The sequence below is a fragment of the Thermoleophilum album genome (genome assembly GCF_028867705.1).
In the GTDB taxonomy this organism is placed as follows: domain Bacteria; phylum Actinomycetota; class Thermoleophilia; order Solirubrobacterales; family Thermoleophilaceae; genus Thermoleophilum.
The window spans coordinates 1,181,909-1,195,311 of the sequence record NZ_CP066171.1 but is presented as its reverse complement, the minus strand read 5'-3'; the positions used below and the strand labels follow the sequence as shown (position 1 = coordinate 1,195,311).

Sequence of the window (13,403 nt, the reverse complement as noted above, 5' to 3'; positions counted from 1 at the left end):
TCGGGGGCGTGGCAACCGACACCTCGCCGCAGGGAACGATCCTCGTCGGCACCTCTAGCTGGGCCGACCCAGGCTTCGTCGCCGAGTGGTACCCGCCCGATCTGCCAGCGCGCGACCGCTTGCGCTGGTACGCCGAGCGCTTCGCCGCCGTCGAGGTCAACTCGACCTTCTACGCGCTCCCGAGCCGCGCCGTCGTCCGCCGCTGGGCCGAGGAAACGCCGCCCGGGTTCGTCTTCGACGTCAAGGCGCACCGCGTGTTGTCGCGCCACGCAGCGCCGCCCGCCTCGCTGCCGCGCGACCTTCGCGGCATCGCGAAAACCAACGCCCGCGGCCGTGTGCTCTTGACGCCGGAACTCGAGGCGCGTCTCGCCGAACGCCTTGCCGACGTGGTCCGGCCCCTGGCCGAGCAAGGCAAGCTCGGCGCGATCCTGGTCCAGCTGACGCCGGCGTTCGATCCCGACCGTTTCGCGCTCGACGAGCTCGACCGCTTGCTGTACGCCCTCGCCCCGCACCACGTCGCGATCGAGCTGCGCAATCGCAAATGGGTCGGGGAAGAACGCTTGGGCGACACGCTCGCCTGGTTCCGCGAGCGCAGAGCGACGTTCGTCTGCGTCGACGCACCGCCGGGCGACCACGTCACGATCATGCCGCCGCTCGACGCCGTCACTTGCGCAGACCTCGCCTACATGCGCTTGCACGGCCGCAACACCGACGGCTATCTGCGCGGCCGCACGGTCGCCGAGCGTTTCGGTTGGCGCTACAGCGACGACGAGCTCGCCGAGATCGCCGCCCGCGCCCGCCGCCTGGCGCGAGAGGCGCGCGCGGTGCACGTGATGTTCAACAACAACCGCGGTGACGACGCGCCGACGGCTGCGGCGCGGTTGCGTGCTCTGCTCGGGCAGATCGAAAGCGCTCCACCTGCCGCCGGCGCGTCAACGAGCGGCGCTACCCCAACCGCTGCGCGCCCGGTCTCCCGCCTTCCGAGCGACGAGCCGCCGCGACTGTGGCAGGAAAGAGTCGACGATCCCACTGCCGGAGCGCGCTAACGGTCGCGGAGCGCGCCGAGCGCCGTCGGATCCTGCCTAGCGCGGCGCCTCTATGCGCGCACGAGCGCGAAACGCCGCGCGCCACCTTCCCCGCCGCCGAGTTCGACGAGGCGCACGCGACGCGCGCGCAGACCGCTCTGGCGTCCACGCGACCCGGTCGTGGCGGTCCGCACCCGCCCGGCTTCCTGCCGGGCCTCGGCATCCGGCACGGGCGAAGGACGCCGCCCGAAGCCGGCATCCCGGCCCGGCCCAGCATCGCTACCCGCGAGCGCCGCTTCGGCAGCCCGCGCCGGGCCGGCTCCTGCGCGCCGCGACCCCGTCAGCAGAAACGTGAACAACCTGTGCCCTGCCATTGCCCTGAACCTCGCTCCTGGTCGCTGTCCCTAGCGTCGGACCCGAGGATCGCGTGCGCAGCCGCCCGGGCGCTTGTACGGCGCACAAAAAAGAGCCTGGCCGTGCTTCGACAACGGGCCGAACTCGCTTCGCGCCGGTCGGTTGTCGAGCGCGCCTGCCGCGCCGCTTCCAAGCGCTCGCGCTAGGCGCGCTTCAGCTCGAACCAAACGCGGGTGCGACCGCCTTCGCGCGTGACACCCCAGCGATCGGCGAGACGGTCGACCAAGAAAAGGCCCCAACCCGACGCACGGTCGTCGTCGGCGCCCGCCGGCACGTGCTCGAAGCCGGGACCGTCGTCGGCGATCTCGATCAGCACTTTGCGCCGCCCGACCGCGGCCTTCATCTCGATCGTCGCCGAACGGGCGTGTTTGACCGCGTTCGCGATCAGCTCCGTCACGAGCAGCCGGGCCGTTTCGAGCAGGGGCGGGTCGAGATCGCCGCGCAGCCTCCACAGCGCTCGGCGCGCCTGCGCAGCCGCCTGCGGGCCGCCTGGCAGTTGGATCGAGAGAACGTCCTCGACGCGTCCACGACGGCCCCTGACCATGGAACCAACGGGGCTGGGGGACGAGGAACTCGCCACGCGGGGCGTGTCTGCGTGCGCTGCCGTCGCCTGCTTTGCCATTTGATCTGGTCCGCCTCTCCCTCGAACTCCGATCCGCTACAGGAGAGCCGCCGACCCGCAGTGGGGGCGTGGGGCTCTCGAAGCGCTACATAATCAGTACCCGTAACGCCAGAGGAAGGCAACATTTTGCACGAACTCCTGCAGCGCGGCCGATCGTGGGGGCGAGTGTGACACGGGCGAGGGGGATACAGCGGCGTAGCCCCGCCGGGGCAACTTGGCCGCCGCCGGTGCGGTGTGTCGTAGCGCCTAATCCGTCGCCTCTCACGCTCGAGGGAACGAACACGTTCATCGTCGAGGGTTGGGTGGTCGACCCCGGGCCCGCCGATGAGGGACATCTGCGCCGGGTTTTGGCAGCTGCGGACGGCACGGTGGCGGGGATCGTCGTCACCCACTCACATCCCGATCACTGCGAGGGCGCCGAAGCGCTCGCCGAACTTGCCGGCGGGGTCGCCGTGGTCGTGCCCGGCGCCGGGGGCGCCGACGGCCCGCGCCAGGTCGGACCGTTCACGGTCGAGTGGACTCCTGGGCACGCGCGCGACCACGTCTGTCTCTTCTTGGGCGACATCTGCCTGTGCGGCGACCTCGTCGCAGGACGTGGCTCGGTGATCGTGCCCCCGGAACCGGGCGCGCTCGCCGCCTACATCCGCTCGCTGGAAACGGTGCGGCGACGCGCGCCGCGAGTTCTCTGCCCAGGCCATGGCCCGCCGGTTTGGGACCCGATCGCGAAGATCGACGAGTACCTGAACCATCGACGCGAGCGCGAGCGGCTCCTGCTCGCTGCGCTCGATGCTGGGGTGCGGGACAAGCAGGGTTTGCTCGATCGCGCCTGGTTCGACGTGCCGCCACCGTTGCGCGGACTGGCCGCAGTGAACCTCGCTTCGCATCTCGACAAGCTCGCCGGCGAGGGGCGCCTTCCCGCCGATCTCGACCCGACGACCCTAGGTATCGCCTGGCACGACGCAAGCGGCGGCGTCGGTGGTTAGCCTTCGACCGCCTCGGAGGCCATGCAGGTCAGCACCAACAACTTCCGCAACGGAATGCACATCGAGGTCGACGGAACAGTGTTCCGGATCCTCGAGTTCCAGCACGTGAAACCCGGGAAGGGCGGGGCGTTCGTGCGCACGAAGCTGCGCCGGCTCGACGACGGCGCGGTGCTCGAACGCACCTTCCGTGCCGGTGAGCGCTTCCGGCAGGTCCATACCGAGACGCGGCGCATGCAGTTCCTCTATGCCGATGGCAGCGACGCGCACTTCATGGACAGCGAAACGTTCGACCAGATCTCTATCCCCGAACAGCAGGTCGCCGAGGCGCTGCGCTGGATAGCGCCGAACCAAGAGGTCGACGTGCTGTCGGTCGACGGCGAGCCGGTGGACGTCGTGCTGCCCAGTGCGGTCGAGTTGACCGTCACCGAGACGGAACCCGGCGTGCGCGGCGACACCGTGTCTGGCGGGGGCGAGAAACCCGCGACGCTCGAGTCGGGCGCCACGGTGCGGGTGCCGCTGTTCGTCAACGTCGGCGACCGCGTGCGCGTCGACCCCCGCACCGGCACCTACATCTCGCGCGCTTAGTCGATGCGGCGCAGCGACCAGCGGCGCGCGGCGGTCGTTGCGCTGTACCAGCACGATGTCACCGGCCGGCCGCTCGACGAGCTCGTCGACGCGCGCGCCCCCACCTTCACGCGCGAGCTGATCTACGGCGTGATCCGCCACCGCCGGGAGATCGACGCGCTGATCGGCGAGCACGCCGAAGGTTGGACGCTCGAGCGGATCGCGCCGCTCGAACGCAACATCCTTCGGGTCGCCGTATACGAGCTCCTCTACCGCGACGATGTGCCACTGGAGGTGGCGATCGACGAGGCCGTCGAGCAGGCGACCCGGTACTGCTCGGCCGAGGCGCCCGCTTTCGTGAACGGCGTGCTGGCCGGCATCGCCCGTGCGCGCGGCCTGGTGCCTGGCGGGTCGCAGTGAGTCGTGCCGCGACGCGTCGGCGGACGCCGCAGATGCGCGCTGCGCCGCCGGTGGGCCGCAACGACGTGTGCGGCGCGCCCGCGGCAACGCGGCTCGGCGCTGCGCCGCCGTCGCCGCTACCTTGAGGGCGATGGTGGCTGACGGCGACGTGTTCGAGCGGACGCTCGCGGCGGTAGACGCCCTCGCTGCAGCGCTCGCGCGGGACTGCGGCGAGGTCCCGCGGGGCGGCGATGCCGCGCACGGGGGCAAGGCCGAGACGCGAGACAACGCTGCGCCCGACAGCGACGGCTCGTCCGGGCGCGACGCTGCGCCTGGCGGTTCAGCCTCCGCGAGCGTCGACCCCGAGTTCGATCCCGCCACGCTGGCGCTCGCTCGCGAGCGCGCCGCGACAGCGCGCGAGCTCGCCGACCGGCTCGCAGCGAGCGTCGAGGCCCTGGCTCGTGGGGGGCCGCGCGGGCAGGAGAGCCTCCTCTAGGCGTTCGCCACTGCGGCTCCACTACTCTCGCTTCGTGCCCGTCGCCGAAGAAGTCGAGAGCGTCTACCCGGTCGCCCTGCAGCGACGCGTCGAGAGCTACCTCGCAGCGCTACCGCTCGACGCGGTCGCCGGCACCGAGCGGCTGGTCGAGGCGATGCGCTACTCGCTGCTTGCGCCCGGCAAGCGGGTGCGCCCTGTTCTCGCCCTCGCCACGGCGCGGGCACTCGGCCGCGACCCCGAGTGGGTGCTGCCGCTGGCGGCGGCGATCGAGATGATCCACACCTACTCGCTGATCCACGACGATCTGCCGGCGATGGACGACGACGACCTGCGGCGCGGGCGGCCGACTTGCCACGTCGCCTTCGGCGAGGACGTCGCGATCCTCGCCGGCGACGGGCTGTTCGCTGAGGCTGTCGCTCACGTTGTGAGCCACCAACAGGGACCGGCCGAGCGTGTGCTAGCCGCGGTGCGTGAACTGATCGCCGCCACCGGCGTGCGGGGGATGGTAGGGGGACAGTTTCTCGACGTCTCGGCCGGCGCACACGAAGTCGACGCCGAGCGCTTGCAGCGCATCCACCGGCTCAAGACCGGCGCCCTGATCGCTGCGTCGGTGGGGTCCGTACTCACCCTGGCAGGAAGCGACGGACCTGCCACAATCCCGTATCGCGCCTTCGCTGCCGAGCTCGGGCTGCTCTTTCAGATCGTGGACGACATTCTCGACGTGAGCGGGAACGAACAGGAGCTGGGAAAACGGCGCGGGTCCGACGAGCGCTTGCACAAGGTCACATACGTGAGCGTGTTCGGGTTGGACCGCGCGCGCGAGCTGGCTCGCGAGGCGCACACGCGGGCGCGTGCGCATCTCGCGCAAGCGGACGGCGACACGAGCGACCTTGCCCGTGTGGCGGACTACGTTCTTGCGCGGCAACGGTGACGTGAGCGCGAGCGGTGACAAGCGTCGGCAAAGCGACGGGGCGGGTGCGCGCAGCACCCGTCTACTCGACGCGATCAGCGGGCCGGCCGATCTCAAGCGGCTGTCGGAATCCGAGCTGCAGCAGGTGGCCCAGGAGATCCGCGAGCTGATCATCGACACGATCGGCGAGATCGGCGGGCACTTCGGCGCCAACCTCGGCACCTGCGAGATCGCTGTCGCGCTGCATAGCCTCCTCGACTCGCCGCGCGACAAGATCCTCTGGGACGTCGGTCACCAGGCGTACCCGCACAAGATCCTGACCGGGCGGCGCGACCGCTTCCACACGATCCGCCAGTACGGCGGGCTAGCGCCCTTCTGCTCGATCTTCGAATCCGAGCACGACATAATGGGCGCCGGCCACGCCTCGACCGCCATCTCGTACGCCGTCGGCCTGAAAGAGGCGATGCGAAAGGGCCACTGTCCGAACGGCCACGTCGTGGCCGTCGTCGGCGACGGTGCGTTGACCGGCGGGGTGGCCTTCGAGGCGCTCCACAACGCCGGTGGAATGGAGCTCCCGATCGTCATCCTGCTCAACGACAACGGGATGTCGATCGCGCCCAACGTCGGCGCGCTAGCGCGGCTTTTCAACCGTCTGCGGCTTAACCCCAAGCTCCACCACGCGCGCGAAGACATCGAGGAAGCGCTGACGCGCCTGCCGCTCGGGATCGGCGAGCGGATCGAGCGGCTCGGCCCGATCCTCAAGGAGTCGCTCAAGGCCTACTGGGCGCCCGGCCTCTTCTTTGAGGAGCTCAACCTCGCTTACGTCGGCGTCATCGACGGGCACGACGTCGCCGCGGTACGCGAGGCCGTGCGCGAGGCGCTCGCAGCCGAGAGGCCGGTCGTCGTGCACTGCAAGACCGTCAAGGGCAAGGGCTTCGCGCCGGCCGAAGAGGGCGGCCTCGAAGGGATGGAGAAGTGGCACGCCGCCAAGGCGGGGTCGATCCTCAACCGCGCGCCGGCGCCGAAGAAGCCGCCGCCGCCCTCGGCGAAACCCACCTACACCGAAGTGTTCGGGCGCGCGCTCCTCGCCGAGTGCCGACGCGACCCACGCGTGGTCGGCATCACCGCGGCGATGAACTCGGGGACGGGACTGAACATCCTCCAGCGCGAGCTTCCCGACCGCTACTACGACGTCGGGATCGCCGAGCAGCACGCCGTGCTGTTCGCTGCTGGCCTCGCTCTCGCCGGTGCGAAACCGGTGGCGGCGATCTACTCGACGTTCCTCCAGCGCGCCTACGACCAGATCGTCCACGACGTCTGCCTGCAGCGGCTGAACGTCGTCTTCGCGATGGACCGCGCCGGCCTCGTGGGCGACGACGGGCCGACCCACCACGGCGCTTTCGATATCTCCTACCTGCGTTGTTTGCCGCACATCGTGCTGATGGCACCGCGCGACGAGGCGATGCTCGTCCGCATGCTGCGGACCGCGCTCACCTACGACGACGGCCCGGTCGCGCTGCGCTACCCGCGTGGCGAGGCGCTCGGCGTACCGCTCCCCGACGATCCGCAGCCGATCGAGATCGGACGTGGCGAGGTGCTCGCACCCGGCGAGCGCGTGGCGCTTGTCGGCTACGGCTACGGGGTGGAGGTGGCGCGTGCGGCCCGCGAGCTGCTCAGCGAGGTGCACGGGCTCGAAGCCGAGCTGGTGGACGCGCGCTTCGCCAAACCTCTCGACGAGGAGCTCTTCCTGCGGCTCGCCGCCGAGCACGAGGTGATCGTCACGGTTGAGGAGAACCAGCTAGCCGGCGGCTTCGGCGCGGCGGTGCTCGAGCTTCTGTCGGACCGCGGCGCGCTGGGCGACGTGCGGGTTGTGCGCTTCGGGCTTCCCGACCGCTTCGTGACCCACGGGGCACCGCGCTTGCTGCGCGAGGAGGTGGGCCTCACCGGCGAGCACGTGGCGGCTCGCGTCGCGCAGCTCGTGCTCGCTCACAGCGAAGCGCTTGCCTGAAGTCGCGCTCGTTACGTCCAGGGTCGGATATCCGGACGCCGAGTCTCCACGCGGCTGCGGTTGCCTGCCGTGGAGGGGCTGCGTCGACCGGGAAAAAAACGGGCTCGAAAACGGCGACGACCCCGCGTTAGCGGGGCCGTGGCCTGAGGGAGGAGTGATGCGGTTTTTCGAGCGGTTGGAGGAAGCTTTTCTTTTTCGGGCGGCGATTACCGTCAGCCGCTCGGCGCAGCGCTGTAGCGAGTGCGCCAGTGGACGATCGCGGCGACGATCGCGGCCACCGCAAACAGCGCGGCCGGACCGAGCGCGCCGCTCGTAGCGAAGGCGAGCGCAGCGGCCGCGAGCCCGAGCGCAAGACCGCGGTCGTAGGCAGCCTGAGCCCGCAGCGAGAGGCCACCGCGGCCCGCTTCGGCGCCGCTGCCGCCGAGCGCGACAGCGATCGCGCCCGCCACGGCGCCGGTCACCGCAGCGGCGGCGCCAAGACCGAGCACGAGCGGCAGTACCACAAGCGCGGTACCGCTCACGAACAACGCTGCGGCGCGGAAACCTAGGCTGTTGCTCGCTGCGCTCGTCATCGCTACCGGGAAGGTAGGTGAGACACGAGAGGCGATGTGTGAACTTGCTCACACTTGGTGAGCGGGTGCCACACCGGTGCGGGGTGGCGCCGGCTCGGCTTTGGCCGGCTCAGACTCGGCGCGAGCTCCGCTCGAGGCACGGATAGGCTGGCGCCGTGCCGCGCACCAAGCGAAAGGTGAGGCTCGACGTGCTGCTGTGCGAACGCGGACTTTTTCCCTCGCGATCGCGCGCTGCGGCAGCCGTGATGGCCGGCGAGGTGCTTGTGGGCCGCGAACGTGCGCGCGCCGAGAAACCCGGTCAGCAGGTAGCGGTCGACACGCCCGTCGACGTCGTCGCCCGCCGTCGCTTCGTTTCTCGCGGGGGAGAGAAGCTCGAGCACGCGCTCGCCGCCAGCGCTACCGAGGTGGCTGGGCGCCGCGCGCTCGACGTGGGGTCGGCTACCGGCGGCTTCACCGACTGTCTTCTGCAGCGCGGCGCCGCGCACGTCGTCGCGGTCGACGTCGGCCGCGGTCTGCTCGACCAGCGGCTGCGCCGTGACCCGCGCGTCACCCTGCTCGAGCGCACGAACGCGCGTGAGCTTGCGCCGGGACTGCTTCCCTACCGCCCGGACCTCGTGGCTGTCGACGTGTCGTTCATCTCGCTGCGCAAGGTCCTGCCTGCGGTCATCGCGTGCACAGCCGACCGATTCGACTGCTTCGCGCTCGTGAAACCGCAGTTCGAGCTCGGGCCGGGCGAGGCGCCGGGCGGCGTCGTGCGCGAGCGTGCGGCGCGTTTGCGCGCGCTCGCCGCTGTCGCGCGCTTCGCCCGCGACGAGCTCGGGCTCGCTGTGCTCGGCTTCTATCCGAGCGGTCTGCCCGGACCGTCGGGGAACCGCGAAACCTTCGTGCACCTTGCCGAGGGAGGGCGTCACGCGGCCCTCGACGACGGCGCCAGCGAGCGTGCGGCAGCGGCGGCCGAGGACCTCTGGGAGGCGCTCCTCGTGGAGGTGCGACGACGGTGAGCCCCGCTGGTGGCGCCGCGCCCAGCCGCCCACGGACGCTGACCGTGTTCACGCGCCGCAACCCCGAGCGCACCTCGGCCGCTTTGCGGCGCCTCATCGCGGCTGCGCACGAGCGCGGCGTAGTGGTACAGCTGCCGGCCGAGGAGCTACGCAAACACGGCCTCGAGCCGGGTTGCGACGGGGTCAGAGAAGCTGCGCCGGACGCCGATTGCGACGTCGCCGTGGCACTGGGCGGCGACGGGACGATCCTGCACGCGCTCCGCACGTTCGCAGGTCGCGGCGTGCCTGTGTTTGCGATCAACTTTGGCGCGATCGGCTTTCTAGCCACGATCGAAGGCGACGACCTCGACGAGGGTCTGGACCGCCTGCTCGCCGGCCGCTTCGATGTCCTCGCGCTCCCCGCTCTGCGCCTCGCCGGGCCGGGCAATCTGCTCGCTGTCAACGACGTCGCGGTGCATCGCAAGCCGGGCGGCCGCGTCGCCGAGCTCGCCTATTTCGTCGCCGGCGAGGAGCTCGGCGAAGTGCGTTGCGACGGGCTCGTCGTCGCGACGCCGGCGGGCTCCACGGGGTACAACCTCGCCAACGGCGGACCCGTTCTCGCCTGGGGCGTCGAGGGTTTCGTGGTGTCGTTCATCGCGCCGCATACCCTCACTGCGCGCGCTCTGGTCGTCGCTCCGCAAGACGAGCTCGAGATCGTCAACCGCTCGGGCGAGGAAGCGGTCGACGTCGTTCTCGACGGGCGCACCGTCCGCACCCTCGAGCCGAACGAGCGGCTGCCGCTGCGCTACGAGCGCGCCCAAGCGCTGCTTGCGCAGCTCCCCGGGGCGTCGTTCTATGCCCGCCTGCGTGGCAAGTTCGGGCTGCTGGCGAGCTGAGCCTGATCCTCGGCGGCGATTCCTGCCGCGGGTTTTTCGCGTCCGCAAGGGGGCGGATTCGTCCGGCCGGGCTGCTACGAGAGGGGGACGTGATCACGCTCCTGCGGATCGAGAACCTGATGCTCGTCGAGCGCGCCGAACTCGAGCTCGCTCCCGGGCTGAACGTCGTGACGGGCGAGAGCGGCGCCGGCAAGTCGATCCTCCTGCACGGGCTCGAACTGGTGTTGGGCGTGCGCCCGCGGCGCGACTGCGTCCGCAGCGGTGCCCGGGAAGCATGGGTGGAGGCCGCTTTCGCGGTGCCCGACGAGGTGCTCGCGGACGGCGACGAAGTGCTCGAGCGCGCCCGTGCTGCGCTCGCCGACCAGGGCGAGCTGATCCTCGCCCGCCGCGTCGGCGATGACGGTCGCACGCGCGCGTACCTGAATGGTCGGCTGGTGCCGGTGTCCGAGCTGCGCGCGGTGGGCGAGCGGCTGATCGCCTTCGTCGCCCAGCACGAGCACCGCCGTTTGGCCGCGCCGCGAGCACAGCTTGATCTGCTCGACCGCTACGCGGGCCGTGACCATCTGGCGCTGCGCCGGCGGGCGAGCGAGCTGTACGCGGAGCTGCGTGCCGCGCGCGAGCGTCTCGCCGAGCTCGCCGCAAGCGCCGCCACACGCGCGCGCGAGATCGACCTGTTGCGCTTCGAGCTCGACGAGATCGAACAGTTGGCGCCGAGCGCGGAAGAGGAGCGTCAGCTGCGCACCGAGCGCGAGCGCCTGCGCCGCGCCGGCGAGCTGCAAGCGGCGGCCGTGGCGTGCGCAAGTGCGCTCGCCAGTGAAGACGCTGACAACGTCGGGTTGCGCGAGCTCGCTGGCGCCGCCGAGCACCTCGCGGCCGCCGTGCGTGGCAGCGACCCCGAGCTCGACGCTTTGCTAGAGCGCTTCACGGCGCTCGCGATCGAAGCGCAGGACCTGGCGGGCGAGCTGCGTCGCTATGCGTCGGCGATCGAGAGCGATCCTGCTCGCCTCGAGCAGATTGAGAGCCGCCTCGCCGATTACGAACGCGTGCTGCGCAAACACGGTGGCTCGGTAGAGGCCGCGCTAGCGCACGCCGAGCACTGCCGTCGGCGCCTCGAGGAGCTCGAATCCCTAGACGAGTCCCTAGGGGCGGCCGAACGTGCACTCGCCGATCGCGAGCGTCGCTTCGAAGAGCTCTGCGCGCAGCTGTCGGCGCGGCGTGCCGCCTGTGCCGCCGAGCTCGCGGCGGCGGTCGAGAGCGAGCTCCACGCACTCGCTCTGCCCGAGGCGCGCTTCGTCGTCGGGGTCGGCGCCGCGCGCGAACCTGGTCCCACCGGAAGCGACGAGGTCGAGTTCGCGCTCGCCGCCAACCCCGGCATGCCGCCCGCGGCACTGCGTGACGCCGCTTCCGGAGGCGAGCTGGCGCGCGTGACATTGGCGTTGGCGGCGGTCGCCGGCGTCGGTTCGATACCGACGGTCGTCTTCGACGAGATCGACGCTGGCGTCGGCGGTCACACAGCCCACGCGGTCGGCGAGCGCCTGGCGCGCGTCGCCACGCAGGCGCAGGTGCTCTGCGTCACGCACCTACCCCAGGTCGCCGCACGCGCCGACGCGCACTTCCGCGTCAGCAAGCAGGTGACAGCCGGGCGTGCGGTCAGTCACGTCGAGACGCTCGCGGACGAAGAGGTGGTCGGCGAGCTGTGCCGGATGCTCGGTGCCGAGGCCGGCGACCGCGGCGCGCGCGACCACGCCCAGGCGCTGCGCCGCGCCGCCTAACTGGCAGCCCGGCGAACCGCCGGGGCCGGCTCTAGACTCGGCGACGTGAGCCGAGCCGACAGCCCGCACGAAACGCGCTTCGTCTTCGTCACAGGCGGTGTCGTGTCGGCGCTCGGCAAGGGAATCGCGGCAGCGTCGATCGGGCGCTTGCTCGTCGCGCGGGGGCTGAGCGTCGCGCTGCTCAAGTTCGACCCCTACATAAACGTCGACCCGGGCACCATGAGCCCGTTCCAGCACGGCGAGGTCTTCGTGACCGAGGACGGCGCCGAAACGGACCTCGACCTCGGCCACTACGAGCGCTTCACCGACGTCAACACGACGCGCGCCTCCAACGCCACTGCCGGTGCGATCTACGACGCGGTCATCCGCCGCGAGCGCCGCGGCGACTATCTGGGCGGCACCGTACAGGTGATCCCGCACATCACCGACGAGATCAAAAACCGCATCCGTCTCGTCGCGGAAGCGCAAGCGGCCGACTTCGTGATCTGCGAGGTGGGCGGGACCGTCGGCGACATCGAGTCGCTGCCCTTCCTCGAGGCGCTACGACAGTTCCACGTCGATCTCGGCCGCGAGCGCTGCATGTTCGTGCACGTCACGCTCGTGCCGTTCCTCGGGCACGCCGGCGAGCTCAAGACGAAGCCGACACAGCACTCGGTTCAGGAGCTGCGACGGATCGGCATCCAGCCGGACATGATCATGTGCCGCAGCGAGGAGCGGCTCGGCAGCGACATCCGCGAGAAGATCGCGCTGTTCGCGAACGTGCCCGTGCGCTTCGTCGTGTCGGCGCCCGACGTTGACTTGATCTACAAGGTGCCGCTCGAGTTCCGGAGCGAAGGAGTCGACGAACGCATCCTCGAGCACTTCGGCATCGCCGCACCGGACCCCGACCTGTCGGAGTGGGAAGCGCTCGTTCACCGCTACGACAGCGCTGCTGAACGGGTGCGTATCGGCCTTGTCGGTAAGTACACCAAGCTCGCCGACGCCTACCTGTCGGTGACCGAAGCGCTCGGACACGCCGGCGCCCACCACTCGGCCAAGGTCGACGTCGAGTTCATCGATAGCGAGCGCCTCGCCGACGGCGAGGTCGAGCAAGCGCTCGCCGAATGCGACGGCGTGTTGATTCCGGGCGGGTTCGGACAGCGCGGCATCGAGGGCAAGATCGCGGCCGCGCGTTTCGCGCGCGAGAGCGACGTTCCGTTCCTCGGCATCTGTCTCGGCATGCAGATCGCTGTCTGCGAGTTCGCGCGTACGGTCGCCGGTATGGAGGGAGCGAACTCCACCGAGTTCGATCCCGAAACGCCGTTCCCCGTGATCGATCTACTGCCCGAACAGAAAGAGGTGCGCGATCTCGGCGGGACGATGCGGCTCGGTGCCGACCCCGTGAAGATCCATCCCGCCACCCGGGCACGCGCGATCTACGGGGAGGCCGTGGTGTACGAACGCCACCGCCACCGCTACGAGGTCAACAACCACCTGCGCAAGCGTCTCGAGCGGGCGGGGCTGGTGTGCTCCGGCACCTCGCCCGACGAGCGACTCGTCGAGATCGTCGAGCTGCCCGACCACCCGTTTTTCGTCGCTTCGCAGTTCCACCCGGAGTTCAAGTCGCGCCCGACGCGCCCGCACCCGCTGTTCAGAGAGTTCGTCCGCGCCGCGCTCGAACGCGCTCGTCAGCGCCGTGGAGCAGGCGCGCGTACGGCGGCGACGCCCGCGCGCTCCGGAGGTGGTACAGCGCCCGCGGTCGCGGCACCGGCGGAGACATAGT

At 70.7% G+C, this 13,403-nt stretch carries 14 protein-coding genes; 11 read left to right on the top strand and 3 right to left on the bottom strand.

Translation table 11 applies throughout. From position 1 onward, the window contains the following. The first annotated feature begins 8 nt into the window (after positions 1–8). A complete protein-coding gene (locus JDY09_RS05625; RefSeq protein WP_274715950.1) occupies positions 9–1,046 on the top strand; it encodes a DUF72 domain-containing protein in 1,038 nt (345 codons plus the stop codon). A gap of 50 nt (positions 1,047–1,096) precedes the next feature. Here the strand turns inward: JDY09_RS05625 and JDY09_RS05620 are convergent, their stop codons facing one another. Next, positions 1,097–1,399 carry a hypothetical protein gene (locus tag JDY09_RS05620; RefSeq protein WP_274715949.1) on the bottom strand — a complete coding sequence of 101 codons (303 nt, stop codon included), beginning with the start codon at positions 1,397–1,399 and terminating at the stop codon, positions 1,097–1,099. 182 nt (positions 1,400–1,581) lie between these two features. After that, positions 1,582–1,983, bottom strand: a complete 402-nt coding sequence (locus tag JDY09_RS05615) for an ATP-binding protein (RefSeq protein ID WP_274715948.1) — start codon at positions 1,981–1,983, stop codon at positions 1,582–1,584. A gap of 305 nt (positions 1,984–2,288) precedes the next feature. Here JDY09_RS05615 and JDY09_RS05610 point away from each other — a divergent pair, with 305 nt between their 5' ends. From JDY09_RS05610 to dxs, 6 genes are all read left to right on the top strand, one after another. Further along, the gene (locus tag JDY09_RS05610) at positions 2,289–3,044 is read left to right on the top strand and encodes an MBL fold metallo-hydrolase (RefSeq protein ID WP_274715947.1); all 756 of its coding nucleotides are present in this window, start codon (positions 2,289–2,291) and stop codon (positions 3,042–3,044) included. 21 nt (positions 3,045–3,065) lie between these two features. Continuing rightward, positions 3,066–3,629 carry an elongation factor P gene (gene efp, locus JDY09_RS05605; protein ID WP_274715946.1) on the top strand — a complete coding sequence of 188 codons (564 nt, stop codon included), beginning with the start codon at positions 3,066–3,068 and terminating at the stop codon, positions 3,627–3,629. A gap of 3 nt (positions 3,630–3,632) precedes the next feature. Next, complete coding sequence (gene nusB, locus JDY09_RS05600; protein WP_274715945.1) at positions 3,633–4,028, top strand: transcription antitermination factor NusB; 396 nt, start codon at positions 3,633–3,635, stop codon at positions 4,026–4,028. 130 nt (positions 4,029–4,158) lie between these two features. Next, entirely contained in the window at positions 4,159–4,503 is a 345-nt protein-coding gene (locus JDY09_RS05595) for a hypothetical protein (RefSeq protein WP_274715944.1), read from the top strand. A 34-nt stretch (positions 4,504–4,537) separates the two neighbouring features. Continuing rightward, positions 4,538–5,434 (top strand): polyprenyl synthetase family protein, encoded by an 897-nt coding sequence (locus JDY09_RS05590; protein WP_274715943.1) that lies wholly within the window; start codon positions 4,538–4,540, stop codon positions 5,432–5,434. Next, entirely contained in the window at positions 5,400–7,421 is a 2,022-nt protein-coding gene (gene dxs / locus JDY09_RS05585; RefSeq protein ID WP_274715942.1) for a 1-deoxy-D-xylulose-5-phosphate synthase, read from the top strand. The genes JDY09_RS05590 and dxs overlap by 35 nt, the downstream gene beginning before the upstream one ends. Before the next feature lie 212 nt (positions 7,422–7,633). Here dxs and JDY09_RS05580 read toward each other — a convergent pair whose 3' ends face one another. Then, positions 7,634–7,993, bottom strand: coding sequence for a hypothetical protein (locus JDY09_RS05580; RefSeq protein WP_274715941.1), 360 nt, complete (start codon positions 7,991–7,993; stop codon positions 7,634–7,636). A 155-nt stretch (positions 7,994–8,148) separates the two neighbouring features. Here JDY09_RS05580 and JDY09_RS05575 point away from each other — a divergent pair, with 155 nt between their 5' ends. The 4 genes from JDY09_RS05575 to JDY09_RS05560 all read left to right on the top strand — a co-directional run bounded on the left by JDY09_RS05575 (position 8,149) and on the right by JDY09_RS05560 (position 13,402). After that, positions 8,149–8,994 carry a TlyA family RNA methyltransferase gene (locus tag JDY09_RS05575; protein WP_274715940.1) on the top strand — a complete coding sequence of 282 codons (846 nt, stop codon included), beginning with the start codon at positions 8,149–8,151 and terminating at the stop codon, positions 8,992–8,994. Further along, positions 8,991–9,869: an NAD(+)/NADH kinase gene (locus tag JDY09_RS05570; RefSeq protein WP_274715939.1), complete on the top strand. Its 879-nt coding sequence runs from the start codon at positions 8,991–8,993 to the stop codon at positions 9,867–9,869. The genes JDY09_RS05575 and JDY09_RS05570 overlap by 4 nt, the downstream gene beginning before the upstream one ends. Positions 9,870–9,958: 89 nt before the next feature. Next, positions 9,959–11,641, top strand: coding sequence for a DNA repair protein RecN (gene recN / locus JDY09_RS05565; RefSeq protein ID WP_274715938.1), 1,683 nt, complete (start codon positions 9,959–9,961; stop codon positions 11,639–11,641). Between the two features lie 45 nt (positions 11,642–11,686). Next, positions 11,687–13,402: a CTP synthase gene (locus JDY09_RS05560; RefSeq protein WP_274715937.1), complete on the top strand. Its 1,716-nt coding sequence runs from the start codon at positions 11,687–11,689 to the stop codon at positions 13,400–13,402. Position 13,403: the final 1 nt, after the last annotated feature.